21 protein-coding genes are annotated in these 24,129 nt (G+C 63.3%); 16 read left to right on the top strand and 5 right to left on the bottom strand.

The window, feature by feature from the left end; translation table 11 throughout:
• Positions 1-48: 48 nt before the first annotated feature.
• Positions 49-183, bottom strand: coding sequence for a hypothetical protein (locus ACP7B7_RS14355; RefSeq protein WP_426077082.1), 135 nt, complete (start codon positions 181-183; stop codon positions 49-51).
• 706 nt (positions 184-889) lie between these two features.
• Here ACP7B7_RS14355 and ACP7B7_RS14350 point away from each other — a divergent pair.
• The 10 genes from ACP7B7_RS14350 to ACP7B7_RS14305 all read left to right on the top strand — a co-directional run bounded on the left by ACP7B7_RS14350 (position 890) and on the right by ACP7B7_RS14305 (position 13,152).
• Positions 890-1,963, top strand: coding sequence for an aldose epimerase family protein (locus tag ACP7B7_RS14350; RefSeq protein ID WP_308923372.1), 1,074 nt, complete (start codon positions 890-892; stop codon positions 1,961-1,963).
• A gap of 185 nt (positions 1,964-2,148) precedes the next feature.
• A complete protein-coding gene (locus tag ACP7B7_RS14345) occupies positions 2,149-3,891 on the top strand; it encodes an IlvD/Edd family dehydratase (protein WP_426077074.1) in 1,743 nt (580 codons plus the stop codon).
• 14 nt (positions 3,892-3,905) lie between these two features.
• A complete protein-coding gene (gene araD1, locus ACP7B7_RS14340; protein ID WP_426077073.1) occupies positions 3,906-4,898 on the top strand; it encodes an AraD1 family protein in 993 nt (330 codons plus the stop codon).
• Complete coding sequence (locus ACP7B7_RS14335; protein WP_308923375.1) at positions 4,895-6,472, top strand: aldehyde dehydrogenase (NADP(+)); 1,578 nt, start codon at positions 4,895-4,897, stop codon at positions 6,470-6,472. The genes araD1 and ACP7B7_RS14335 overlap by 4 nt, the downstream gene beginning before the upstream one ends.
• A 29-nt stretch (positions 6,473-6,501) precedes the next feature.
• Positions 6,502-7,269 (top strand): SDR family NAD(P)-dependent oxidoreductase, encoded by a 768-nt coding sequence (locus ACP7B7_RS14330; protein WP_308923376.1) that lies wholly within the window; start codon positions 6,502-6,504, stop codon positions 7,267-7,269.
• Between the two features lie 236 nt (positions 7,270-7,505).
• Positions 7,506-8,468: an ABC transporter substrate-binding protein gene (locus ACP7B7_RS14325; RefSeq protein ID WP_308923377.1), complete on the top strand. Its 963-nt coding sequence runs from the start codon at positions 7,506-7,508 to the stop codon at positions 8,466-8,468.
• A gap of 8 nt (positions 8,469-8,476) precedes the next feature.
• Complete coding sequence (locus tag ACP7B7_RS14320) at positions 8,477-10,042, top strand: sugar ABC transporter ATP-binding protein (protein WP_308923378.1); 1,566 nt, start codon at positions 8,477-8,479, stop codon at positions 10,040-10,042.
• Positions 10,039-11,115, top strand: a complete 1,077-nt coding sequence (locus ACP7B7_RS14315; protein WP_308923379.1) for an ABC transporter permease — start codon at positions 10,039-10,041, stop codon at positions 11,113-11,115. Before ACP7B7_RS14320 ends, ACP7B7_RS14315 begins: the two co-directional genes overlap by 4 nt.
• Positions 11,112-12,080, top strand: a complete 969-nt coding sequence (gene yjfF, locus ACP7B7_RS14310) for a galactofuranose ABC transporter, permease protein YjfF (protein ID WP_308923380.1) — start codon at positions 11,112-11,114, stop codon at positions 12,078-12,080. Before ACP7B7_RS14315 ends, yjfF begins: the two co-directional genes overlap by 4 nt.
• 130 nt (positions 12,081-12,210) lie before the next feature.
• Positions 12,211-13,152, top strand: a complete 942-nt coding sequence (locus tag ACP7B7_RS14305) for a LysR family transcriptional regulator (RefSeq protein WP_308923381.1) — start codon at positions 12,211-12,213, stop codon at positions 13,150-13,152.
• Here ACP7B7_RS14305 and ACP7B7_RS14300 read toward each other — a convergent pair.
• From ACP7B7_RS14300 to ACP7B7_RS14290, 3 genes are read right to left on the bottom strand one after another with little or no spacing between them, the layout of a single operon-like run.
• On the bottom strand, positions 13,149-14,426 hold the full coding sequence (locus ACP7B7_RS14300; RefSeq protein WP_426077072.1) for a DUF6445 family protein: 1,278 nt from the start codon (positions 14,424-14,426) through the stop codon (positions 13,149-13,151). The genes ACP7B7_RS14305 and ACP7B7_RS14300 overlap by 4 nt on opposite strands.
• A 47-nt stretch (positions 14,427-14,473) precedes the next feature.
• Positions 14,474-15,211 (bottom strand): hypothetical protein, encoded by a 738-nt coding sequence (locus ACP7B7_RS14295; protein ID WP_308923383.1) that lies wholly within the window; start codon positions 15,209-15,211, stop codon positions 14,474-14,476.
• Between the two features lie 40 nt (positions 15,212-15,251).
• Positions 15,252-16,079: a hypothetical protein gene (locus tag ACP7B7_RS14290; RefSeq protein WP_308923384.1), complete on the bottom strand. Its 828-nt coding sequence runs from the start codon at positions 16,077-16,079 to the stop codon at positions 15,252-15,254.
• 177 nt (positions 16,080-16,256) lie between these two features.
• On the opposite strand from ACP7B7_RS14290, the gene ACP7B7_RS14285 reads away from it, so the two are divergent.
• A complete protein-coding gene (locus ACP7B7_RS14285; protein WP_308923385.1) occupies positions 16,257-17,225 on the top strand; it encodes an IS1595 family transposase in 969 nt (322 codons plus the stop codon).
• A 1-nt stretch (position 17,226) separates the two neighbouring features.
• Here ACP7B7_RS14285 and ACP7B7_RS14280 read toward each other — a convergent pair whose 3' ends face one another.
• Entirely contained in the window at positions 17,227-18,603 is a 1,377-nt protein-coding gene (locus ACP7B7_RS14280) for a caspase family protein (RefSeq protein ID WP_308923386.1), read from the bottom strand.
• A gap of 181 nt (positions 18,604-18,784) precedes the next feature.
• On the opposite strand from ACP7B7_RS14280, the gene ACP7B7_RS14275 reads away from it, so the two are divergent.
• The 5 genes from ACP7B7_RS14275 to ACP7B7_RS14255 are packed head-to-tail and all read left to right on the top strand — an operon-like array spanning position 18,785 to position 23,991.
• Positions 18,785-19,546 carry a hypothetical protein gene (locus ACP7B7_RS14275; protein WP_308923387.1) on the top strand — a complete coding sequence of 254 codons (762 nt, stop codon included), beginning with the start codon at positions 18,785-18,787 and terminating at the stop codon, positions 19,544-19,546.
• Positions 19,543-20,595 (top strand): hypothetical protein, encoded by a 1,053-nt coding sequence (locus ACP7B7_RS14270; RefSeq protein WP_308923388.1) that lies wholly within the window; start codon positions 19,543-19,545, stop codon positions 20,593-20,595. Before ACP7B7_RS14275 ends, ACP7B7_RS14270 begins: the two co-directional genes overlap by 4 nt.
• Before the next feature lie 31 nt (positions 20,596-20,626).
• Positions 20,627-21,490: a hypothetical protein gene (locus ACP7B7_RS14265; RefSeq protein ID WP_308923389.1), complete on the top strand. Its 864-nt coding sequence runs from the start codon at positions 20,627-20,629 to the stop codon at positions 21,488-21,490.
• Position 21,491: 1 nt separating this feature from the next.
• Complete coding sequence (locus ACP7B7_RS14260) at positions 21,492-23,105, top strand: hypothetical protein (RefSeq protein ID WP_426077071.1); 1,614 nt, start codon at positions 21,492-21,494, stop codon at positions 23,103-23,105.
• The gene (locus ACP7B7_RS14255; protein WP_308923391.1) at positions 23,080-23,991 is read left to right on the top strand and encodes a glycerophosphodiester phosphodiesterase; all 912 of its coding nucleotides are present in this window, start codon (positions 23,080-23,082) and stop codon (positions 23,989-23,991) included. Before ACP7B7_RS14260 ends, ACP7B7_RS14255 begins: the two co-directional genes overlap by 26 nt.
• Positions 23,992-24,129 lie beyond the last annotated feature (138 nt).

Here is a 24,129-nt window from a genome sequence, read left to right as displayed (position 1 = left end):
TGGCATGATGCAGCCAAGTGCCGTGTTGGGTTGGTCGTGATTGTAAGCTCATAGGCAGCAGGTTGCAAAATCTTGAATCTCATCGAGCGTTTCAAACTGGTGCTGGGCCAACAAGTCGTAGCGCACCGTACTGTTGTAACTCTCGGCATAGTGGGCGCTCTGCTGTGGTTGGCCAAACTGGATAAAGTCGACGTGTATGCCACGCTTGAGCGCGCAACCGATGCCATACTCACGCTTTCTGCTTCTGCCTTACGTACGGGCGCCTGCTATGGGCGCTAACGCATAAATTGCTCAAGGTCCGCAATGGGGCGAAACTGACGTTTATCTTCAGGCCGTGTAGGATATTGAACTGATTGTAATTCTAGTGGGGCAACGGAGGAGGGGCTAGCCGCTGCTCGTCCTCCTGGGTATTCAACTTCATGTTAGTGAGGAGCTTGGGAAAAATCTTGGGAAAAATTATCCCCGATTTTCTTCCCAACCTTTCCTTTGCTTGCCTAATTCTGCAGGTGGGAATATGATGTTAATTCAAGGAGTTACAGTAAAATAAGCCAGTTTTCGTAGTCGTCTAACGAGCCTCCGAAGCCAAGGGTCGTGGGTTCGATCCCCGCCAGCCGCACCAAGTTTCCTTCCTGTTTTTTGCTTGAATGGCAGTTGTTGCGCCAGCCTCAGTGCGCCTAAAGCTGTGCTGGCTGCTTGTGCTTTTGCAATGTCGCGCAGCGCCTGGCTTGCGGCATTGCAGGCGAGCATATCCAAACCGGTATCGAAGCGCTGCAAAAAATGATTGGCGCGGCTTTCGTTGACCCCCTAAGATCAACGCAGGCACGCGCACGACTTTCTATATGGCATGCGCTTGATCGACCGATAAAAAACATACCGAGACGACACCTCCATGCACACTGACGCTGCTGTTCTTTCCGTGACCTCCGCGCCTTTCGGCAACCTGCCCGATGGCTCTCCCGTGACCGCCCATACGCTCGCCAACCGCCACGGCATGCAAGTCAAGGTGCTGGACTTCGGCGCCATCATCAGCGAAGTCCATGTGCCGGATCGCAACGGCGTGCTGGCCGATGTGGTGCTGGGTTTTGACCATATCGAACCGTATCTGGCCAACTCGGCCTTCCTGGGGGCGGTAATCGGGCGCTTTGGCAACCGGATTGCCAAGGGGCAGTTCAGCCTCGATGGCAAGAGTTATCAGCTGGCGATCAACAATGCGCCGAATCATTTGCATGGCGGCGAACAAGGTTTTCACCAGGTGTTGTGGCAGGCGGCGCCGTTTAAAACGGACGATGCGGTGGGCATTAGCTTTACGCGCAGCAGCCCCGATGGCGAAGATGGTTATCCGGGCAAGCTCGATGTCACGCTGGTGTATGAGCTGAACAATGACAATGCCTTGAGCCTGCGCTATCACGCCGTGACCGACCAGGCCACGCCCGTCAATCTCACCAACCACAGCTATTTCAACCTGGCGGGGCAGGGCGATATGCTGGCGCACGAGATCGTCATCCATGCGGACCGCTACACGCCGGTGGACGCCGGTTCGATACCCACCGGCGAACTGGCCGATGTGGCCGGCACGCCGTTCGACCTGCGCACGCCGACCGCGATCGGCGCCGGGATTGCCTTTGATCACCCACAGATCGGCATCGGGCGCGGCTATGACCACAACTTCGTGCTCAATAAACAGGCAGGGCAGGCATTGAACCTGGCGGCACTTGTCCGCGAGCCGCAGTCGGGGCGCGTGATGCAGGTGTATACAGAAGAGCCGGGTGTGCAGTTTTACTCGGGAAACTTCCTCGACGGCAGCCAGCCGGGCAAGGGCCGCGCCCACGGCCAGCGCAGCGCTTTTTGCCTGGAAACCCAGCATTTTCCCGATAGCCCCAACCACCCGCACTTCCCCAGCTGCATCCTGCGGCCGGGCCAGGAATACCGCTCCGCCACGGTCTACCGCTTTTCAGCGGAGTAAGCCCCCATTCCCATCCCTGCTGTCACGCCCTGCTTGCAGGGCGTGATTGTTGCCACTGTCGATATTCATTTCGGTATCGAAACGCTATAAAAATTGATTGGAAAGGCATGGCGCCTTTCTTTAGTATCGCCACATCGCTGCCCGGGGCGCTGGATTGTCGGGCATGGCACACACAGGAGAATGGCATGTCTGACACAAAAAAGAAGGTAACCCTGCGCTCGGCCGAGTGGTTCGGTTCCCAGGACAAGAACGGTTTCATGTATCGAAGCTGGATGAAAAACCAGGGCATTCCTGACCATGAATTCCAGGGCAAACCGATTATCGGCATCTGCAATACCTGGTCCGAACTGACGCCATGCAATGCGCACTTCCGCAAGCTGGCCGAGCACGTCAAGCGCGGCATCCTGGAGGCGGGCGGTTTTCCGGTCGAATTCCCCGTGTTCTCGAACGGCGAATCGAATCTGCGCCCGACCGCCATGCTGACGCGTAACCTGGCGTCAATCGACGTCGAAGAGTCGATCCGCGGCAATCCGATGGACGGCGTGGTGCTGCTGGTCGGCTGCGACAAGACGACGCCCGCGCTGCTGATGGGGGCGGCTTCCGTCGATATCCCGACCATCGTGGTGACTGGCGGCCCGATGCTGAACGGCAAACTGAACGGCAAGAACATCGGTTCCGGCACGGCCGTGTGGCAGTTGCACGAGCAGGTCAAGGGCGGCGAAATTTCCATGCACGAATTCCTCGCGGCCGAAGCGGGCCACTCGCGCTCGGCCGGTACCTGCAACACCATGGGTACGGCCTCGACCATGGCCTGCATGGCGGAGTCCTTGGGCACCTCGCTGCCGCACAATGCGGCCATTCCCGCCGTCGATGCGCGCCGCTACGTGCTGGCGCATATGTCGGGCATCCGCATCGTCGAGATGGTCAATGAAGACCTGAAACTGTCGAAAATCCTGACCAAGGAAAACTTTGAAAACGCCATTCGCGTCAACGCCGCCATCGGCGGCTCGACCAATGCCGTGATCCATTTGAAAGCGATTGCCGGCCGTATCGGTGTCGACCTGGAACTGGAAGACTGGACCCGCGTGGGCCGTGGCATGCCGACCATCGTCGACCTGCTGCCATCGGGCCGTTTCCTGATGGAAGAGTTTTATTACGCGGGCGGCTTGCCGGCCGTGATACGCCGCATGGGCGACGGCAATCTGCTGCCCAACCCGGACGCGCTGACCGTCAACGGCAAGTCGCTGTGGGAAAACTGCAAGGACGCGCCGATCTACGACGACGAAGTGGTGCGCACCCTGGACAATCCATTGCTGAAAGACGGCGGCATCTGCATTCTGCGCGGCAACCTGGCGCCACGCGGCGCCGTGCTCAAACCGTCGGCCGCCACGCCGGCGCTGATGCAGCACCGTGGCAAGGCCGTGGTGTTCGAAGACTTCGAGCACTACAAGGCGCGCATCATGGACCCAGACCTGGAAGTGGACAAGGACTCGGTGCTGGTGATGAAGAACTGCGGCCCGAAAGGCTATCCGGGCATGGCCGAAGTGGGCAATATGGGCTTGCCACCGAAGCTGCTGGCAGCCGGCGTGAAGGACATGGTGCGTATTTCGGACGCGCGCATGAGCGGTACCGCCTACGGTACCGTGGTCTTGCACGTGGCGCCCGAAGCGATGGCCGGCGGCCCGCTGGGCATCGTGCAGGACGGCGACTGGATCACCCTGGACTGCGCCGGTGGCCTGCTGAACCTGGACATCACGGACGAAGAAATGGCGGCGCGCCAGGCCGTGCGCGTGCGCGGCAGCGCGCCGGGGCCGAAGACCGGCTACCAGCAGCTGTATATCGAACACGTGCTGCAGGCCGATGAAGGCTGCGACTTCGACTTCCTGGTCGGCCCGCGCGGTTCCGCCGTGCCACGCCATTCACACTAAGCGAGAGAACTGACATGTTGCTGATTCAATTCAAGAACGAAAACGGTGGCCGCCAGGTTGGCCTGCTGCAAGATGACGTGATCAACGTTATCGACGGCTACGACACGACCTATGCGCTGGCGCGCGCAGCGATTGCCCAAAAGACCGGCATCGCCGAACTGGTCAATGCCAGCGTTGGCAGCATCACGCATTCCTATGCGGAAGTTGCCGCGGCTGGCCGCGTCTTGCCGCCGCTCGATCACGCTGACGAAGCCCACTGCTACGTGACGGGCACGGGCCTGACCCATTTGGGCAGCGCCGGTGCGCGTGACGCCATGCACAAGAAAATCGGCGGCGACGCCGAGTCCTTGAGCGACTCGATGAAGATGTTCCGCCTGGGCGTGGAAGGCGGCAAGCCTGCCGACGGCACCGCCGGCGCCCAGCCCGAATGGTTCTACAAGGGCGACGGCTCGATCGTGCGCGCCAGCGGCCAGCCGCTGGGCATGCCCGACTTTGCGCTGGACGGCGGCGAAGAGCCGGAAATTGCCGGCCTGTACGTGATCGGCGACGACGGCCAGCCGTATCGCGTCGGCTACGCCATCGGCAATGAATTTTCGGATCATGTGACCGAACGCCAGAATTATCTGTACCTGGCCCACTCGAAACTGCGCATGTGCAGCGTCGGCCCGGCCTTGCTGGTCGGTGAGTTGCCCGAGCATATCGATGGCACCTCGCGCGTGCTCGATGCATCCGGCAAGGTGCGCTGGGAAAAGGCCTTTGTCAGCGGCGAAACCAATATGTCGCACACGATCGCCAACCTGGAACACCACCATTTCAAATATCCGCTGTTCAAACGCCCAGGCGATGTGCATGTACACTTCTTCGGCACGGCCACCTTGAGCTTTGCCGATGGCGTCAGTGTTGCGCCGGGCGAAACGTTTGAAGTCGAGGCACCGGCCTTTGGCCCTGCGCTGTCGAACCGCCTCGACATCTTCCCTACCGAATTTGCGAAAGTGAGCACATTATGAGTTTCAATATCACGGGCGAAGCCCTGATCGGCGGCGTCGCCGTCAAAGCCAACGGCGCGTCCTTCGAAGCATGGGACCCGGCCGCGCGCGCGCATGTCGCGCCGTCGTTCCAGACCGTCGACGCGGCCCAGATCGATGAAGCCTGCCGCCTGGCCGAAGCCGCCTTCGACACCTATCGCGCCACCAGCGACGCCGAGCGCGCCGACTTCCTCGACACCATCGCCGAACAGATCCTGGCCATCGGCGACGACCTGATCGTGCGCGCCATGACCGAAAGCGGCCTGCCGCGCGTGCGCCTGGAAGGCGAGCGTGGCCGTACCGTGGGCCAGCTGAAACTGTTCGCCGGCCTGCTGCGCGAAGGTTCCTGGACCGACGCCCGCCTCGATACCGCCTTGCCGGAACGCACCCCGCCACGCCCTGACCTGCGCCTGCGCATGATCGGCCTGGGTCCGGTGGCCGTATTCGGCGCCAGCAACTTCCCGCTGGCCTTTTCGGTCGCCGGCGGCGATACCGCCTCGGCCCTGGCCGCCGGTTGCCCGGTAGTGCTCAAAGCCCACCCGGCCCACCCTGGCACCTCGGAACTGGTGGCGCGCGCCATCGTCAAGGCGGTCGAGATCGCCAAGCTGCCAGCCGGCGTATTCTCCCTGCTGACCGGCATCGGCAACGATCTCGGCCAGGACCTGGTGGCCCATCCCGCCATCCAGGCCGTCGGTTTCACGGGTTCGCGCGTGGGTGGCCTGGCGCTGATGAAAGTGGCGGCCAGCCGTCCGCAACCGATTCCTGTCTACGCAGAAATGAGCAGCATCAACCCGGTGTTCGTGCTGCCGCAGGCGCTGGTCGCCCGTGGCGCCGCGATCGCCGCCGGTTTTGCCGGTTCGCTGACGATGGGCGTGGGCCAGTTCTGCACCAATCCCGGCCTGGTGCTGGGTCTGGAAGGTCCTGAATTCACGGCTTTTGCCGCCGCCGCCGCCGAAGCGCTGGCGCCAGCGCCAGCCGCCACCATGCTGACGGCCGGCATCGCCAGCAGTTACGTGAAGGGCGTGGAAGCCCTGGCGCAGCATGCCGACGTGAAACCGCTGGTGCAGAACGCGGGCGAAGAAGGCAAGGGCGCCGCCGCCCTGTTCGTCACTTCGGGCGAGGCGTTTTTGGCCAAGCACGACCTGCGCGACGAAGTGTTCGGCCCCGTCTCGCTGCTGGTGGCCTGCCGCGATATCGCGCAACTGGTCGAGATCACGGAAAGCTTGGAAGGCCAGCTGACGGCCACCCTGCAAATGGACCAGGGCGACCTGGAAGACGCACGCCGTCTGCTGCCGGCGCTGGAACGTCGCGTGGGCCGCATCCTGGCCAACGGTTTCCCGACCGGCGTGGAAGTGTCGACCGCGATGGTGCACGGCGGCCCGTTCCCGGCCACCTCGGACGGCCGCAGCACCTCGGTCGGCACGGCCGCGATCAACCGCTTCCTGCGTCCGGTGTCGTACCAGAACCTGCTGCAGGACCTGCTGCCGGAATCGCTGCGTGACGGCAATCCGCTGGGCATCTGGCGCCGTAAAGACGGTGTATTGGGCAAAGAATAAGCGTCAATCGGTAAAACAGTGGAGAACAGATGAAGCAGTTGGCAAGGTATGACAGCCTGCGCGGCAAGCGCGTATTCATTACGGGTGGCGGCAGCGGCATCGGCGAATCGATGGTGGAGGAGTTTGCCGCCCAGGGTGCGCAGGTGGCGTTTGTCGATATCGCCCGTGATGCCAGCGAGGCCCTGTGCCGCCGCCTGGCAGAGGCTGGTTTGCCCGCGCCGCTGTTTCGCCACTGCGACATCACGGACATTCCCGCCTTGCAGGCCGTGATGGCCGGCTTTGTGGCCGAGATCGGCGACTTCGACGTGCTGGTCAACAATGCCGCCAACGACCAGCGCCACCAGGCCGAGGACGTCACCCTGGAATACTGGAACGAACGCATCGCGATCAACCAGCGCCCGATGTTCTTTACCTGCCAGGCCGTGTTCGAAGGCATGAAGCGCCGGGGCGGCGGCTCCATCATCAATGTCAGCTCGATTTCCTGGCACATGAAGTCGGGCGGCTATCCCGTCTATGCCACCACCAAGGCGGCCGTGGTGGGCCTGACGCGGGGACTCGCGCGCGACTATGGCGCGCACCATATCCGCGTCAATACCGTCACCCCCGGCTGGGTCATGACGCAGCGCCAGATCGACCTGTGGGTCGACGACGCGGCCGAGCTGGAAATCAGGAAAAGCCAGTGCTTGCCCAGTAAATTGATGCCGCAGGATATCTCGGCCATGGTGCTGTTCCTGGCCGCCGACGATGGCGCGATGTGCTCGTCGCAGGAATTCATCGTCGACGCCGGCTGGGTGTAAGTTCTTTTTTAATCCCCCGCAGCAAACGTTCGCTCCTGCCGGCCTCGCGCCGCAGGAGCTTTTTTTCGTTTACCCCGGACAGGACTTTGTATTTTCGATACCGATATATAAATCGATATCACAAGCGAAAAAGAATTGATTGGATGGCTATGTTGCTTTCTCCTACCATGGGTTCATAAAAAAACGCCCAGCCGGCATCCCGCTGTGTTGGTATTCCGATAATAATGGAGACTACAATGAAATTGACACGCCGCACACTGCTCGCCAGCGCCATCCTGCTTGCCCTGTCCAGCACGACGTCCGCCTTTGCCGCCAAGCCGCTGGTGATGGGTTTCTCGCAAGTGGGCGCCGAAAGCGAATGGCGTACCGCCAATACCGTGTCGATCAAGGATGCGGCCAAGAAAGATGGCGTCACCCTGAAATTTGCCGATGCCCAGCAAAAACAGGAAAACCAGGTCAAGGCTCTGCGCTCGTTCATTGCCCAGAAAGTCGACGTGATCGCGTTTTCGCCGGTCGTCGAATCGGGCTGGGATACCGTGCTGCGTGAAGCCAAGGCCGCCAAGATTCCCGTCATCCTGACCGACCGCGCCGTCAATGTCACCGACAAATCGCTGTATGTCACCTTTATCGGTTCGGACTTCGTGGAAGAAGGCCGCCGCGCCGGCCAGTGGCTGCTCGAGCACGCCAAGAAAACCCCGGACGCGCAACTGAACATCGTCGAATTGCAAGGCACGGTCGGTTCGGCGCCGGCCATCGACCGCAAGGCGGGCTTTGCGGAAGTGATCGGCAAGAATCCGAACATGAAGATCATCCGTTCGCAAACGGGCGACTTTACGCGCGCCAAGGGCAAGGAAGTGATGGAAGCGTTCCTGAAGGCCGAAGGCAAGAAGATCAACGTGCTGTACGCGCACAATGACGACATGGCGATCGGCGCCATCCAGGCCATCGAAGAAGCGGGCATGAAACCGGGCAAGGACATCATCATTATTTCGATCGATGGCGTCAAAGGCGCGTTCGAAGCGATGATCGCCGGCAAGCTGAACGTGACTGTCGAGTGCAGCCCGCTGCTGGGCCCGCAACTGATGTCGATCGCGCGCGATGTGGTGGCCGGCAAACCGGTGCCGAAACGCATCACGACGGTGGAAGGCGTGTTCCCCGCCGAAGTGGCCGCCAAGGAATTTCCTAACCGTAAATACTAAGCTTGCCGATGACTACGCAAGTGAATCATGACGCCGCGCCAGTGCCGTTGCTGGAACTGCGCGGCATCAGCAAGTCATTTCCCGGCGTCAAAGCCCTCAGCAATGTCGCACTGCGCCTGTATCCGGGCGAAGTGCATACCTTGATGGGGCAGAACGGCGCCGGGAAGTCGACCCTGATCAAGGTGCTGACGGGCGTCTACACGCCCGACAGCGGAGAAATCATGCTGGATGGCCAACCCATCGCGCCGGCCTCGACCTCGGACGCCCAGGCGCTGGGCATCAGCACCGTGTATCAGGAAGTCAATCTGTGCCCGAACCTGTCGGTGGCTGAAAACATCTTTATCGGCCGCTATCCGCGCCGCTTCGGAGCGCGCTTTGGCCCGATAGACTGGCGTTCCATGCAGCAGCAGGCGCGTGCCTTGCTGCAGCAATTGCAGATCGATATCGATGTCACGGCACAACTATCTGCTTATCCGCTGGCGATCCAGCAGATGGTGGCCATTTCGCGCGCCCTGAATATTTCGGCGCGCGTGCTGATCCTCGACGAACCGACCTCCAGCCTCGACGAGGCGGAAGTCAACCTGCTGTTTTCCGTGCTGCGCCGCTTGCGCGAGCAGGGCATGGCCATCCTGTTCGTCACCCATTTCCTCGAGCAGACCTATGCCATTTCCGACCGCATCACGGTGATGCGCAACGGCGAGCGTGAAGGCGAATACCCGTGTAGCGAACTGTCGCGCCTGGCGCTGGTCAACAAGATGATCGGCGTGGCGGCCGATACGCAGGCGCTGGCCGACGAACCGCTGCACGATGGCGCCGCCACCTTTGGCCCGAATGTGGTCGAAGCGCAGGGCCTGGGCCGCAAGGGTGCGCTGGCGCCGATGGATTTTCGTATCCGCCAGGGCGAACTGCTGGGCCTGGCCGGCTTGCTGGGCTCGGGCCGCACCGAACTGGCGCGGCTGCTGTTTGGCGCCGACAAGGCCGATACGGGCAGCATCCGCATCAATGGCAAGGAGAAGCACTTTGCCGTGCCGCGCGACGCCATCGGCGCCGACATCGGCTTCTGCTCGGAAGACCGCAAGCACGAGGGCGCCATTCTGTCGCTGTCGGTGCGCGAAAACATTATCCTGGCCTTGCAGGCACGCACGGGCTTGCTGCGTGCGATCCCGTTCAAGCGCCAGCAGGCGCTGGCCGATGAATACGTGAAGGCGCTGGGCATCAAGACGGCCAGCATCGAGACGCCGATCGGCAGCCTGTCGGGCGGCAACCAGCAAAAAGCGCTGCTGGCGCGCTGGCTGGTGACCAATCCAAAAATGCTGATCCTGGACGAACCGACGCGCGGCATCGATGTGCGCGCCAAGCAGGAAATCATGACGTATGTCACCAAGCTGTGCCGCAAAGGCATGGCGATCCTGTTCATCTCGTCCGAGCTGCCCGAGGTGCTGCGCTGCAGCGACCGCATCGTTGTCATGCGCGACCGCAAAGCCTGCGGCGAATATGCGCGTGGCGAACTCGACGACACCACGGTGCTGCAAGTGATCGCCGGCGACACCCACGCTGCGGGAGAAACCGCATGAGCATCTCCACACCGGCCGGCGCCGCGCGTCCGGCCTCCACCACGGATGGTTCCCCTTTGCATAACGTCCTGACGCATCCGCTCGGCCGCCCGGTGGGCGCGCTGGTCCTGCTGCTGCTGGTGGCCTTTTTCACCATCCCCGGCTTTTTCCACCTCGAAGTGCGCGACGGCCATCTGTACGGCAGCGTGATCGACATTATCAACCGCGCCGCGCCCCTGATGCTGGCGGCGCTGGGCATGACGCTGGTGATCGCCACGCGCGGCATCGACATTTCCGTCGGCGCCGTGGTGGCCCTGTCGGGCACCGTGGCCGCCATGCTGATCGGCGGCACCATGGTGATGGACAACGGCGTGCCGACCTACGTCAGCAATATGCCGATGGGCTGGGCGCTGGCCGCGGCCCTGGGCGCAGCCTTGCTGTGCGGCGCCTGGAATGGCGTGCTCGTCGCCGGCCTGGGCCTGCAGCCGATTGTCGCCACCCTGATCCTGATGGTGGCCGGGCGCGGCCTGGCCCAGCTGCTGACGGACGGCCAGATCGTCACCGTCTACTACCAACCGTTCTTCTTTATCGGCAGCGGCTATCTGTTCGGTCTGCCGTTTTCCCTGTACCTGGTGGCGGCGGTGTTCATCATGACCGCCTTGCTGATGAAAAAGACCGCGCTGGGCCTGTTTATCCAGGCGGTCGGCATCAATCCGGTGGCCGCGCGCCTGGCCGGCATCAGGACCGCCACCCTGATCTTTTTTGTCTACGTGTTCTGCGCCGCCTGCGCGGGATTGTCGGGCCTGATGATCAGCTCCAATATCAAGAGCGCCGACGCCAATAACGCCGGCCTGATGCTGGAGCTGGACGCCATCCTGGCGGTGACGCTGGGCGGCACCTCCCTGGCCGGCGGCAAGTTCAGCCTGGTGGGCAGCATGATCGGCGCGCTGATCATCCAGACCCTCACCTACACCATCTATTCGCTGGGCGTGCCGCCGGAAGTGAACATGGTGGTCAAATCGGTGGTCGTGTTCCTCGTCTGCATGTCGCAATCGTCGGAATTCAAGCAATTGCTGCAACGGAGGAAAGCATGAAGGGCTTGCTGCATACCCCTTATTTCACCTCGCTCGTCACCGTGCTGTTGCTGGTGGTGATGCTGGGCCTGGGCGGCGCCCTGTATCCGGGCCTGCTGTCGACGCAAGTGATTTTCAACCTGCTGATCGATAACGCCTTTCTGCTGGTGATCGCCGTCGGCATGACCTTCGTCATCGTCTCGGGCGGCATCGACCTGTCGGTGGGCTCGGTGCTGGCGCTGTCGACCATGATCGCCGCCTGGCTGCTGCAGGTGGCGCACTGGCCGCCGCTGCTGGTGATCGCCACCGTGCTGGCGCTGGGCTGCGTGTTTGGCGCCAGCATGGGCGCCTTTATCCACTACTTCAAGCTGCAGCCATTCATCGTCACCCTGGCCGGCATGTTCCTGGCACGCGGGCTGTGCTACCTGATCAGCATCAATTCGATCACCATCGACGACCCGCTGTACGTGGCCATGTCGCAGACGCAGTTGCAGTTCCTCGGCGGCTTTGTCTCGCCCGGCGTGGTGATCGCCGTGATCACTCTGCTGGTGGCCGTGTGGCTGGCGCACGCCACGCCGTTCGGCCGCGCCGTGTATGCGATCGGCGGCAATGAGCAGTCGGCGCTGATGATGGGCTTGCCAGTGGGCCGCACCAAGGTGCTGATCTATGCCTTCAGCGGCTTTTGCGCCTCGCTCGGCGGCGTGCTGTTTTCCTTCTACATGCTGTCCGGCTACGGCTTGCATGCGCAGGGCACGGAACTGGACGCGATCGCCGCCGTCGTCATCGGCGGCACCCTGCTCAGCGGCGGCTACGGCTATGTGGCCGGCGCCTTGTCCGGCGTGCTGGTGCTGGGCACCATCCAGACCCTGATCGCCTTCGACGGCACGCTCAGCTCGTGGTGGACCAAGATCGTCATCGGCGGCCTGCTGTTCGTGTTTTGCGTGGTGCAGCGTTTGATGGCGATGGGACAGAAGAAAACCGTCTGACCGCAGCTGATTTACATATGGCCATCGGCATCACCGCCGGTGGCTTTTTTTTGACCGTACCGGAGCTATAGCGATATCTATAATATCGATATCGAATAATTTCCGATATCGATCATGATATGATTTATTCATGGATACTCTCAACCCCAACTGGTTCTTGCGAGCCCGCCTGAAGACGCGGCAATTGCTGCTCCTGATCGCCCTTGACGAGCAGCGCAATATCCATCGCGCGGCCGAAGAATTGCACATGACCCAACCGGCCGCGTCCAAGCAAATCAAGGACCTGGAAGAGATGCTCGACGTGCGTCTGTTCGACCGCTTGCCGCGCGGCATGGAGCCGACCATCTTCGGCGAGACCATGATACGCCACGCGCGCATGGCGCTGACCAGCCTGTCGCTGGCGCATGACGATATCGTCGCCCTGAAGTCGGGCCTGACAGGCCAGGTCGAAGTGGGCATCATCATGACGCCGGCCATGGCCCTGCTGCCGCGCGCGATCGCCCGCATCAAGCAGCAGGCGCCCTTGATGCGCATCGGCGTGCATGTGGAGCACAGCAATACCCTGATGGACATGCTGCAGCATGGCAAGCTCGATTTCATGATCGGGCGCATCCTGGAAAAGGAGGGCAGCTCCGGCCTTGTGTACGAGGAATTGACGGAAGAGCCGGCCAGCGTGGTGGCGCGCAACGGCCATCCGCTGATGGCGCGCAAGAATTTGCAGTTGAAGGATATCTCGACCCATCCGTGGATCCTGCCGCCGCAAGGCAGCATCCTGCGCCACCGCTGCGACATGATGTTCCGCCGCGCCGGCCTGGAGCCGCCCGTCAACACGGTCGACACCACCGCCTTGCTCCTGATTACCTCGCTGCTGCAGCAAACCGATTCGCTGCACGTGATGCCGACCGAGGTGGCGCACTACTACCAGTCGCTGAACGTGCTGAGCATTCTGCCGATCGACCTGCCGTGCAAGATGGACGCCTTCGGCATCATCCGCCAGCGCGACCATCTGCTGTCGCCGGGGGCCGACATGCTGCTCAATGCGGTGCTGGCGGCGGCCAAGGATATGTATTAGTCGGGCACCTCAAAAAAGAACAGCTGCACCAATCTGCCATTCTCTGGCGTGTCGCCAAAGACATTGCTGAGCGAGTGAAAATAATGGCCCTTGTACATGATCAGCCGGTTGTGGCGCATCGGTACTTCCAGCAGGGCCTGCCAGCTGTCGCGCCCTTCCTGCAAGTCATTGAATTTTTGCACTTTGCTGTTCGGCAGCCAGCGCTTCTGGAAATCCTTGAAGCTGGCGTAGCCGCCCGCCTTCACCTGGGCTTCGGGCAATCTGCGGTACCAGTCGCTGGGCTGGTGGCGCCAGAAGGTAGTGCCGCCCTGGCACTGCTCGGGCGGATTCAAGTACAGCACGCCCGCATAAAAATTGAAATTGCTGCCCGTTTCATTGTCGACATGGATGTCGGTGCGCGCCATCGCGTCGGCATAGCTGAGGCGGTACGAGCCGTTGTCCGGTGAAATGAAGCGGATCTCGCGCCCCAGCGCGGTGGCGATGCGCTCCATGATGGCCTGGCAGGGCTGGCCGTCGGTCTGGCTGCCCGGATAATTCTGCCCCGCATAGCGCTGCTGTTCGAACGGCAGGGCCAACGCCTGGGCGCGCCAGGCGGCGGGGTCGGGCAGGAAGTCGTCGATGATATGCAGGTCGGTTTCACGCACAAAGTCGCGCAAATCGTCGGCCACCTCCAGTTCGGTCAGGCGCTCGGGCTGCTCCGGATTCGGGCTGGCAAAGCCGACCTTGCACACCTGCGCCAGCGCCGGGTGCAGCGCCAGCGCCTGTTCGTAGCGCACCAAAGCCAGTGCGCGCTGCCCCGTGCGGTAGTACAGCTCGGCCAAGCCCTGCAGGGTTTGCCAGCGTTCCGGGCGCAGGGCGCGTGCCCGTTCCAGTTCCGCTATCGTCTCCGGCAGGCGCTGTTTGGCCAGCAGCAGCTCCGCGTGGACAATCGCATAATCGTGTTCCTGTGGCGCCAGCCGGGCGGCCTGGGCGTAGCTGGCGAGCGCCGCGTCGTTGTCGTTGCCGCGCATCACATTACCCAGGTTGTGGTGGAACAGGGCGTTATCGGGCTGCTGCTTGAGCGACAGTTTCAGCAGCCCCAGCCCCATCGCCGGCTGGCCCAGTTCCAGCATCGCCAGGCCCTGGAAATGCTGGGCTTCGGCCAGCGCCGGCTGTGCTTTATACGCCGCCTGGTAGGCATTGATCGCCTCGATCAGCTTGCCTTGCTGGTGCAGTTGGCGGCCCTTGCTCAGTTGCTGTTCGGCCAGTGTGTGTTTGCCCGTTTGTTCGCCCATTTCCCGCGTCTCCTTGAGTGTGGCGAACAGTGTAACCGAGCGTGCTTTTACATGGCGGGGCTGACGGGAATTTCTTCGCCGTTCAGCTTGATCGCCACCTTGACGATCTGTGCCTTGACCTGGCGCGCCGACATGTCCGCTTCCTGGGCGTAGGCATACACGACGATGGCGAAATTCTTGTAGCTGCTGCGCGCCGCTTCGATCTTGCGCGCCGCTTCCTGGTCCACCTTGAGCATGCTGTAGCCATCGCCATTGCTGAAGCCCAGCTTGTAGTCGCCATTGTCGTACATGTAGTAATAGGTGCCGGCCTCGGCGAACTTGGCGGGGAAGGCGCCCTTGTCCATCGCGTAGGGCGACAGCGCGCCCTGGCCGTTGATCTGGTAGCGCAGGTAGCGGCGGGTCTTCGCTTCGTTGACCTTGGCGTCGATCTGCGGCTTGATGGCGTCGAGCACTTCCTGCTTGCGGAAGGCGTCGTCGGTGCTCGTGTATTCACGCGAGATGCGCTGCGCCACGGCGGCGTAGTCGGGCGGCACGCCGGACAGGGCGATATAGCTGTACATCAGCTGGTTGCCGCTGGTGATGTCGACATAGCTGGCGCTTGGTGTGGCCGGGTCGGCTTGCGGCAGGCTGGCGGCCGCCGCTTTTACTTGTGCCTTGGCGGCCAGGTCGGCGGTGCTGGTGGCGACCGGAGCCGAGGCATCGGGCGTGGCGGTATCGGTTTCTTTCTTGCCGCAGGCGGACAGGATCAGGGCGATGGCGAACAGGGCGGGCAGGGTGCGTTTCATGATGTGGTTCCTTGTAAAAGTGGAGTAAGAGAAGAGTGGGTCAGACGATGCTTTTGCGTTTGAACTCGCCGTAGCCATAGGCCGCCAGCACGATGCTCGATGCCAGCACCAGGTAAAAGCCGATGCCGAACGACATCCCCTGCCACACCTGGCCCAGCATTTCGCTGGCCATCTGCTGCGCCATGCTGGCGGCGCGTGCACCGGCAATGCCGCTCATGGCGTCGCCCGCCTCGCTGATGGCGCCCTTGATCTTGATGTACAGCATGCCGGTGTGGACGACGATAAACAGCAGCGGCGCGCACTTGCCCAGCGCCGCTTTCGGGTGGCTGCTGGCCATGGTGGCAAAGCAGGCGGCGATCGCCAGCAGGAAAAAGAATTGGGCCGAGGTAAAACCACCGCCACCGCCGCGGGCAAAGCCTTCCAGGCTGTCGGCGGACAGGCCCAGCAGCTGCCAGTAGGAGCGCGAGACGGCGGCGAACAGCCGGATATTGATGGTGTTGAAGACAAAGGCGCCGGCCACCAGCACACCGACCGCGCCCAGCGCCTTGACGCCCAGGGTGGCGACGGCATTGCCCCACACCTGCTGGCCTTTTTCGCGCGCCAGCTTGGCGGCGGCGGCCATGTCTTCCTGGGTGATCTGCTGCGTGCTGACGAGTGTCAGGCTGTCGACCGCGCCAGCCTCAGTGAAACGCACGTCGACCGCGGCATTGATGGCGGGCGCCGTGTCGGAGCGCCAGTGGCTGGCGACGTCGAACGGATATTGCACGCCGGCGACGCTGACGGAACCTTGGCCGCCCGGCTGGTAGGCGAGGATGCGGCCCCGTGCGGCCGGGGTGGATGTTGCCGTGGTGTGCGGTGCTGTGTGCATTCTGTACTCCCTGGGAATTGGCATGCTTGATTGCATGTACCCTCCCTCAACGAGGGCGGTCCCGGGAAATACAAAAGTATTTTGAACTTATTTTTTGGCGCTGTCATCGAAACATGTGGGAACGCTCTGGAATTGCCGAGGTCTAACTGCTCAGATCTTTCCCTTCAGGAGTTCACCATGCGCCCAGACCAGTGGCAGGCATTTATCCGGCAATGCACGCAACTGTCGCACCGCCAGCGCCTGGCGGGCATGGCGCTCCTGCACAACGCAGCGTCACAAAATGCGGCCATCATCTTGATCGAGCAAACAGCGCAAGCGGACTTGCATTGCCCTGCCTGCCGTGCGACGCATTTCCACCGGCACGGCCAGGCACATGGACTGCAGCGTTATCGATGTGTACCCTGCGGCAAAACCTTCAATGCACTGACCGGCACGCCGCTGGCGCATCTGCACCATAAAACGCAATGGCTGGCCTATGCGGATTGCTTGCTGAATTCGTTTTCCGTGCGCAAGGCGGCCCAGCAAGTGCACATCCATCGCAACACCAGCTTTCGCTGGCGCCACCGCTTCCTGGCGCTGGCCAAAACCGACAGGCCGCGCTGCCTGCACGGCATTGCCGAAGCCGATGAGATGTATCTGCTGGAATCACAGAAAGGGTCACGGCACATGACGCGCCCGGCACGCCAGCGGGGTGGTGCTGCCGGCCAGCGCGGCATTTCGAACGAACAAGTCTGTATCCTGGTCGCGCGCGACCGCACCGGGCAAACCGTCGATTTCGTGACCGGCAGGGGCCAGCTGACCAAGGCAAAACTGCACGCTTGCCTGCCGCCGGTGATCGACCGCGACATCCTGCTGGTGAGCGATGGCCATCCCGCCTATCCCGTGTTTGCCAGGGAAATGGGCATCCTGCATGTGGCCGTCAATTTACGGGCCGGCATCCGTGTGCGCGGCACCGTCCATGTGCAAAATGTCAATGCGTATCACAGCCGCCTGCGGGAATGGCTGCGTGTATTTCACGGCGTGGCGACGCGCTATTTGCCCAACTACCTGGGATGGCGCTGGATACTCGACGCCCGGAGAATATTGTCGCCGGAAAGCTTGCTCAGAGCCACCTTGGGCTCGTTCCCACATTTGATGGTGACATAGCCTATTTTTTCGGTGGCTGCATGATGTCCTTGGCCGCGCCCTGGTAATCCTTCATCAGGCCCATGAAAGCGTCCTGCAGATGGCGCGCCGCTTCCTGCGGTGGCGCGCCGGTGCGCCGCGCCAGGTCGAATTTATAGGCGTGCGCGGGGCTGTAGCCGGCTTGCGAGGCGGCGTCCAGCAGCACGCCGGCGCGTTTCAGCGAGGCCGGGTCGCCTTTCACCATCAGCAGTTCGGCCAGGTAGGTCTGCGCCACCGGAAAGTCTTTCGCGGCCGCTTTTTCCAGCCACTGCATGCCGGCCTTCGGCTGTTTGACGCCGGCGTCTCCGCCGCCGATGCCGTAGCCCAGCGCCGTCAGCGCCACCAGGTCGCCGGTACGGGCGCGTTTTTCCAGCTGTTGGCGCGGAAATGGCCGCGCCGCGATCTGCATGCGGATTTCATAGTTGATGTCTTGCAGCACATTGCCGGGCCAGACCTTGGCGCCATTCGCCACCGCCGGCTTGCTTGCCGTGACCGCAGGGATGTCTGGCGCCGGTGCGCGCGTGCCGCCGTTGCCATTGGCCGCCAGCACGGCCGGCGATGGCTCGGGCGTGACCTTGCCGCTGCCCATGTTCAGCACCAGGCGCGCCGAGGTTTCGCCAAATGACACGCGCGGCTTTTGCACGTCGTGCGTCATGGTGGCCACGCGCGAGGCCACTTGCGAGAACAGTTCGCCCATCGGCAGGCCCGGTGCGTCGAGTGCGTCGAGCAGGGCGCTGGTATAGGGGCTGTTGCGCGAATCGGGTGACCAGAAGTCGCGCGCCAGCGCGCCGGGGCCGGCCGAATAGGCGATCACCACGCCGCGCGGCGCGCTGGTGTCGGCAAAGCCGTGGCTGGCGGCGCCGCTGCCATTGACGGGCAGTTGCTGGCCGCCGCGCGTGTATTCCGCGCGGCAGGCGTCGAGGATCAGCACGGCGCCGCGCGCGCCGCTGCGCTGCAGGTCGCCTGCCAGGCTGGCCACCGCGACGCCCTGCGATTGAATCGCCGCGCTGCTGAGCGCGTTCATGTTGGCGCCGATCGGCAGCACGTAATTGGCTTCGCCCGCCTGCGCGCCGTGACCGGCATAGAACACCAGGGCGATATCGGCGCCGCGTGCCTGGATGGAAAATTCGGCCGAGGCTTTTTGCAGCTGCGCGCTATTGATGTCGGTGCGCAGCAGCACTTCGAAGCCGAGCCGGCGCAAACGCTCGGCCATGGCGCGCGCATCGTTCACGGGATTTAACAGTGGCTGGGGATAGGCGGCATTGCCGATCACCAGCGCGATACGCTTGCCCGTGGCAGCGTGCGCAGCCATGGATTGCAGGAAAACCAGCGTCAGCAACAGCAGGAAAAGACGGCGCATCGCTCTCTCGGGGTTGTTGTGTGAGTAACAAAAAGTTAGCGATTTTCACATTGGTATGAGAAAATTGCCTCTGTGCATTTTACCTGACTGACAAGTTTTATTTGTCTGCAAGCGTATTTCTTCCCGGCCGCATGCAGGCGTTCCTGCTGCGGCGCGCCCCCCACACACGATCGGACCGGCTTTGCAATCGGAACAATTTGAACGTATCCAGGATTTCTGGAGCCGCCGCCAGCAGCTGACCCAGCACGAACTGGCGGAGTTTTATCAACGCACCATCGCCGCCCTGGCGCCCTGCCGTCCGCGCGAAGCGGCGTCGCTGGGCGACACCCTGGCCGACCTGCGCCACCATTTCTTTGTCGAAAAAGTCCTGGGCAGCGACAGTAGCTCGGTGCCGATCCATATCGGCGCGCTGTTCCTGTATTTCAAGCGTTTCATCATCGACCAGCTGCGCAAGCTGCCCGAGGGCGGCGGCGAGGACGATACCGCCTGCGACTTGCGCGCGCCCGACGACTATGCGCAAGTGCTGCGCGACTACCAGCTGACGCCGCAACAGGTGCGGGCCGCCGCCGAGACTTTCATCACCACCTTGCCGGACGACCTGGTCCTGCTGCTGCGCCATTGCGGCTGCGGCGGCATGCCGGTCAAGGAACTGGCCGAACAGATCGCCTCGGCCCATTACCACGGCGGCAAGCTGGGCCTGGTCCACAAGCAGAAGGGCGACGCCGGCAGCGCGGGCCGCCAGATCGTGCAGGCCTCCCACCGCGCCACCTTGCTCGGTGCCTGGGTCTTCAATCTGCTGAAACTGCGCGTCGGCGACAGCTTGACCGAGCTGGACATCGACGCGGCGCAAATAGTTTTGGATATCTTGTGCCTGGCTGCGTTAAACCAGCATGTGGATCCCGCATCCACCCAACCGAATTTGAATGAAAGGCCACCGGCATGACCGCGCTGACGCCCTCGCTGGCCATTGTTGCCGCCCGTCTGGAAACGGCCCCCGCCAGCACCGAGTTGCTGGCGGGCGAAGTTGCTGATGGCAATCCCCCCGACTGGCGCGGCATCGCCGTGCCGCCCCACCTGCTGGAACGTTTTGCCCGCCGCAGCGACGCCGCGCCCCTGGCGAACCGTCCCATCGGCGGCGGCCAGATTCATTTATTGGCGCGCCGCCCGGGCTTTGGCGCGGTGCTGCTCGATGCCTGGCAGCCAGCGCTGGGCCAGTGGCGCGGCTGGCTGGTGACGCCCGATACGTCCTATGCCGACGCCTGCGGCCTGGTGGTCGAAGAGCGCGACGCGCCCGCCGATCCGCGCGCCGGCCTGGTGCTGTGCGACATGCCGGTGACCGTGGCGGTGGCTGAGCTGGGCGCCTGCCTGGGTGTATTCAGCCAGGACCGCCTGCAGGCGGCGCGCTGGATCGAACTGCATGGCCAGGACAATGCGGCCGCCGCAGCCCCCGGCGTGGTGGCGCGGGTGGCGCTGCCGGACGGCTACGCGCTGACCGGCACGCCACTCGGCATGGCGGGCAAGGACCATCGTCATGCTTACCGCGAGCTGCTGCGCCAGGGCTTGCAGCAGCTACAGATTGGTCGGGCCACGCCAGCCACGCGCACAGCGGCAGCAGAAGCAGCAATTCCGGTGCTGCCGGCAGCGCCTGTCAAAGCGGCGAATGCCTCGCGCTGGCTGAAGATGGCGACCGCCGTGGCCGCCAGTGTGATGGTGGCGCAATCGGTCTGGATCTTCCTGCCGAGACAGGCGGCCATCGTCGACAACGCCGAATATCGCGGTGGCGGCAGCGGCGTCGAGACCGGCGTGCGCATCCGCGTGCTGTTCCGGGCCGACGCCACCGAGGCGGAAATCCGCACCTGGCTGCAGCGCGAGCGGCTCGATATCGTCAGCGGTCCCGACACCCTGGGCGCGTTTACCCTGCTCACGCGCGACCGCCAGAAAGTGTTGCCGCCGCCAGGTCCGGGCAATCCGCTGGCCGTGATCAATCCATAATATTGCACAAGACAACAGAAAGCCATCCAGCATGAACACGACTGAAAAATTTGCCTCCGCGCACTGGCGCAAACTGGCCGCCGGCATCGCCGCCGGCCTGCTGCTGACGGGCTGCGCCATGCAGCCGAATGGCCGTGGCGGCGTGCTGATGAGCGTCGATACGGCCGAGCTGTTCGGCACGCCGATCTCCACGTTCAAGCTGCGCGACGGCACCGAAGGCACCTTGCGCAAGGACCCGCAGGGCAAGTTCTCGATCAAGCTGTCGCAGGCGTTTCGCGTGGTGCCGCTGGCCAATGCCATCACGGCCCGCGTGGCGCGCGTGGAAAATGTCGGCGAGCGCACGGTGGTGATCGTCGAAACCCAGGAACGCGGCTGCGCCTACCGCTACGAGGTGCTGGCCTTCCAGGGCACCGACGTGCTGCAATGGACCATCGGCAACTGCAAGGACCGCCCGCGCGTGGAACTGGCGTCAGACGCCAGGTCGCTCAATATCGACTTCCCGAACTACAACCGCCTGTCGCGCCAGATCTATACCGACAGCCGCTTGCTCAATACCAGCGTGCCGGTGCCGCCCGGCGTCGATACGCGCACCGTGCCGTTTGCCGACGACGCCTTGCGCGGCACGGCCCCGGCGATCGTCAACATGCCGATCGGCGATGCTGCCGGGCGCGTGATTCCGGCGCCGCCGGCGCCCGCCGCCGCCCCGGTGGCCGCGCCGAAAGCCACCACCCGCAGCACGGCCAAGGCGCGCCGCCAGGAAGCGCCGGCCAAGGCCGCCGCGCCGGCCGCCATCAGCCTGCCGCTGCCGCGCGCCAGTACGCCCGCACCGGCGGCCGCGCCGATGATCTTCCAGACCGAAGAAATCAAGCCGGTCGTGATCGACCTGAGGAAATAAGATGGCGGCGAGCTTGCGCAGTCTGCAGATCCGGCAGACCCTGATCCTGATCGTCCTGACCATCGTCTACCTGTGCTTCGAACTGGGCTTCAATGCCCGCCTGCTCGACGTGGTCGGTGGCGACGTCAAGCCGCATGACGTGGAAGACGTGGAGTTCTACGGCCGCAGCCTGTCCGGCATCGCCGCCGCGCTGGTGGTGCTGCAACTGATGTGGCGCCGGCGCCTGAAGAATGGCGGCAAGGATGGCAGCGGCCCCAGCTGGAAGAAAATCATGCTGTGGTGCACGTTCACGGCGGTGCTGGTATTCATGGTGCTGAAGACCTTCGTGACGGTGCTGGTCAATACACGCGATGCCGAATTTCGCCGCATGGCCTTCAGCACCACCCTGATGCAGCGCTCGCTGGTTGGCGGCAGCCTGCAACTGAAAGGCCTGGTCGACGATCCCACGCTGTTTTCCAAGCCGGAAGGCAAGGCCTTCCTGGCGCTGTTCCCCATGCTGGCGGTATCGGTCGGCCATCTCGACGAGCGCATGGGACCGGCCAAGGAGCAGCTGGTACGCGCCAATGTGCGCCGGCTGGCCGGTGGCGCCGGCGGCTATTACAAGAATTACGAAGACGCCATCAAGGAAGTGAACGCCAAGTGGAAGCTGTATTCCGGCATTATTCCGAATGACGATCCCGGCTTGCAGGCAAAGCAGCAATCGTCGTGGGACGACTATCGCCAGAGCCTGTCGCGCCACGGCTGGCAGCCGACCAGCGTGCCGGCGCGCCGCCGTGCGGCCGTGGTCAGCAATGTGCGCAAAAAAGTGCCGGTGCCATCGAACTGGCATCCGGCCGACCAGCTGACGTTTCGCATGGCCGTCAAGCAGCGCTATGCGTCCGAAGCGGCCAGCAAGGGCGTGACCGTGAAAGGCGACCGGATTCCGCCTGGCCTGTCGTTCCCCGCCTTCGTGGCGCGTCCCGGCATCCAGGCCGAATTGCGCGATGGCTTGAAGCTGCCGGCCGGCGCCAGCGTGCAAGCCGCCTATTCCAGCCCGGCCGAGTTCGGTATCCTGTTCGAGAAATTCCTCGACCGCCAGACGGCCGAAAAGCTGGTCGAATACCTGGCCAGCCGGCAGGACTTCGACGGCGGCGGGAAATACTTTGAAGAAGGCAAGGAAGCCTCGCGCGCCGCCATCGTGCCGCCGGTCGCCCTGTTCTTCTCCCTGCTGGGCGCCATCGGCCACTTCTCGAAACTGCTGTACCTGGTCGCCACCGTGGGCCTCTTGGTGCTGGCCGCGCGCCGCGGCGAACAGGCCGGCGAGGATGGCCAGCTGAGCCGCCGCTCGGCCTGGATCGCCACCGGCGTGCTGGCCGGGGCGTTCCTGGGAACCTGGGGCATCTTTACCCTCTCGGACAATAATGTCACGCGCAGCGAGCTGTTCCACCAGATGCTGGACTGGAACCGCCAGGCCGACGCCGACAGCACGCGCTGGAAAATCGCCGGCAAGGGGCTGCTGGCCAATTTCACGCATGTGGTGGCCGTGGGGCAGGGCTATAGCTACCCCGTCAATGAAGCAATCCGCATCAATATTTTGCAGGGAATGGAATATGGTTATCACCCGGAAAAAAAATAAGGCGGCCGCGCTGGCGCTGCTGCTCGGCATGCTGGCCGGCGGCGTACAGGCCGAATGCCTGGGCATGAAGCTGCAGGCCCACCGTGGCGCCGGCAATGCGCCGGAGAATTCCCTGAGCGCCTTGCGCAACGCCTATTTCGGCACCTGGGATGGCGTCGAGACGGACCTGCAACTGCTCGGCGACGGCAGCTGGGTGGTGCACCACGACGTGCTGACGGGCCGGGTGGTCGATACGGGCCAGCCCCTGCCCGTCAGGCAGATGAATGCCGGGCAGTGGCGCGCCGCCAGCATGAAAAACCGCGGCGTGATCACGGCCGAAACGCCGCCCTTCGTGACGGACATCGCCGACCTGGCCACGCCGTTTCCCGGCAAAACCCTGAATGCGGAAATCAAGGACGTGGTGCCCTCGTGCGCGCCGATCGAAGGGCTGGTGAGCCAGCTGCGCGGCGGCATCGCGCACGGCAACTGGTTCCTGACCTCGGGCGTGCCGAACAACCTGGTCTGCGCGCGGCGCGCCGATCCGCAGGGTTACCTGGGCCTGATCGTGTTCGACGCGCGCAATGCGCAGGCGGCCGGCGCCAACCGCGTCAGCCGCTTTATCGCCAGGAATGCCCGCGCACCGAAACTCGACAAGCCCTGGCTGCAGCGGGTGCAGCAGCAGATCGGCATGCCGGTCGGCGTGCACGTCGACGCGCGCAGCCTGGACGCCAATCCCACCCTGCTGGCGGACGCGGCCGGCCTGAACATGCCCGTGTTCGTGTATGCGGTCGACGGCGATTCGGCGCTGGCGGCGTCCCTGTTGCGGGCGCAGAAGCGCAGCCACCGCTGGCCTAGCGGCGTCATCCTTGACGGCAGCGGCGATGCGTTTTGCGGCATGCTGCAATAAGGCCAGGGTCAGACTCCCACGCCCGCCAACGCCGAGCTTGGCGTTAGCGGTGGCGCGGGCCTGACCCCAGATCTACCGCAGCGCACCATCGAAAATGTTTGCATCCTGCGCGCCTCTGGCTTATAAATGTAATCGATT

Origin of the sequence: Janthinobacterium sp. PSPC3-1, from assembly GCF_049896105.1 — a bacterium.
Lineage (GTDB): Bacteria > Pseudomonadota > Gammaproteobacteria > Burkholderiales > Burkholderiaceae_D > Janthinobacterium.
The sequence above is the reverse complement of the archived record's forward strand: the minus strand, read 5'-3'. Positions and strand labels throughout refer to the sequence as shown.

Coding starts and splice junctions, on each gene's coding strand:
- ACP7B7_RS14350 (WP_308923372.1), top strand. CDS start 890: ATGCACACTGACGCTGCTGTTCTTTCCGTGACCTCCGCGCCTTTCGGC.
- ACP7B7_RS14345 (WP_426077074.1), top strand. CDS start 2,149: ATGTCTGACACAAAAAAGAAGGTAACCCTGCGCTCGGCCGAGTGGTTC.
- araD1 (WP_426077073.1), top strand. CDS start 3,906: ATGTTGCTGATTCAATTCAAGAACGAAAACGGTGGCCGCCAGGTTGGC.
- ACP7B7_RS14335 (WP_308923375.1), top strand. CDS start 4,895: ATGAGTTTCAATATCACGGGCGAAGCCCTGATCGGCGGCGTCGCCGTC.
- ACP7B7_RS14330 (WP_308923376.1), top strand. CDS start 6,502: ATGAAGCAGTTGGCAAGGTATGACAGCCTGCGCGGCAAGCGCGTATTC.
- ACP7B7_RS14325 (WP_308923377.1), top strand. CDS start 7,506: ATGAAATTGACACGCCGCACACTGCTCGCCAGCGCCATCCTGCTTGCC.
- ACP7B7_RS14320 (WP_308923378.1), top strand. CDS start 8,477: ATGACTACGCAAGTGAATCATGACGCCGCGCCAGTGCCGTTGCTGGAA.
- ACP7B7_RS14315 (WP_308923379.1), top strand. CDS start 10,039: ATGAGCATCTCCACACCGGCCGGCGCCGCGCGTCCGGCCTCCACCACG.
- yjfF (WP_308923380.1), top strand. CDS start 11,112: ATGAAGGGCTTGCTGCATACCCCTTATTTCACCTCGCTCGTCACCGTG.
- ACP7B7_RS14305 (WP_308923381.1), top strand. CDS start 12,211: ATGGATACTCTCAACCCCAACTGGTTCTTGCGAGCCCGCCTGAAGACG.
- ACP7B7_RS14300 (WP_426077072.1), bottom strand. CDS start 14,426: ATGGGCGAACAAACGGGCAAACACACACTGGCCGAACAGCAACTGAGC.
- ACP7B7_RS14295 (WP_308923383.1), bottom strand. CDS start 15,211: ATGAAACGCACCCTGCCCGCCCTGTTCGCCATCGCCCTGATCCTGTCC.
- ACP7B7_RS14290 (WP_308923384.1), bottom strand. CDS start 16,079: ATGCACACAGCACCGCACACCACGGCAACATCCACCCCGGCCGCACGG.
- ACP7B7_RS14285 (WP_308923385.1), top strand. CDS start 16,257: ATGCGCCCAGACCAGTGGCAGGCATTTATCCGGCAATGCACGCAACTG.
- ACP7B7_RS14280 (WP_308923386.1), bottom strand. CDS start 18,603: ATGCGCCGTCTTTTCCTGCTGTTGCTGACGCTGGTTTTCCTGCAATCC.
- ACP7B7_RS14270 (WP_308923388.1), top strand. CDS start 19,543: ATGACCGCGCTGACGCCCTCGCTGGCCATTGTTGCCGCCCGTCTGGAA.
- ACP7B7_RS14265 (WP_308923389.1), top strand. CDS start 20,627: ATGAACACGACTGAAAAATTTGCCTCCGCGCACTGGCGCAAACTGGCC.
- ACP7B7_RS14260 (WP_426077071.1), top strand. CDS start 21,492: ATGGCGGCGAGCTTGCGCAGTCTGCAGATCCGGCAGACCCTGATCCTG.
- ACP7B7_RS14255 (WP_308923391.1), top strand. CDS start 23,080: ATGGTTATCACCCGGAAAAAAAATAAGGCGGCCGCGCTGGCGCTGCTG.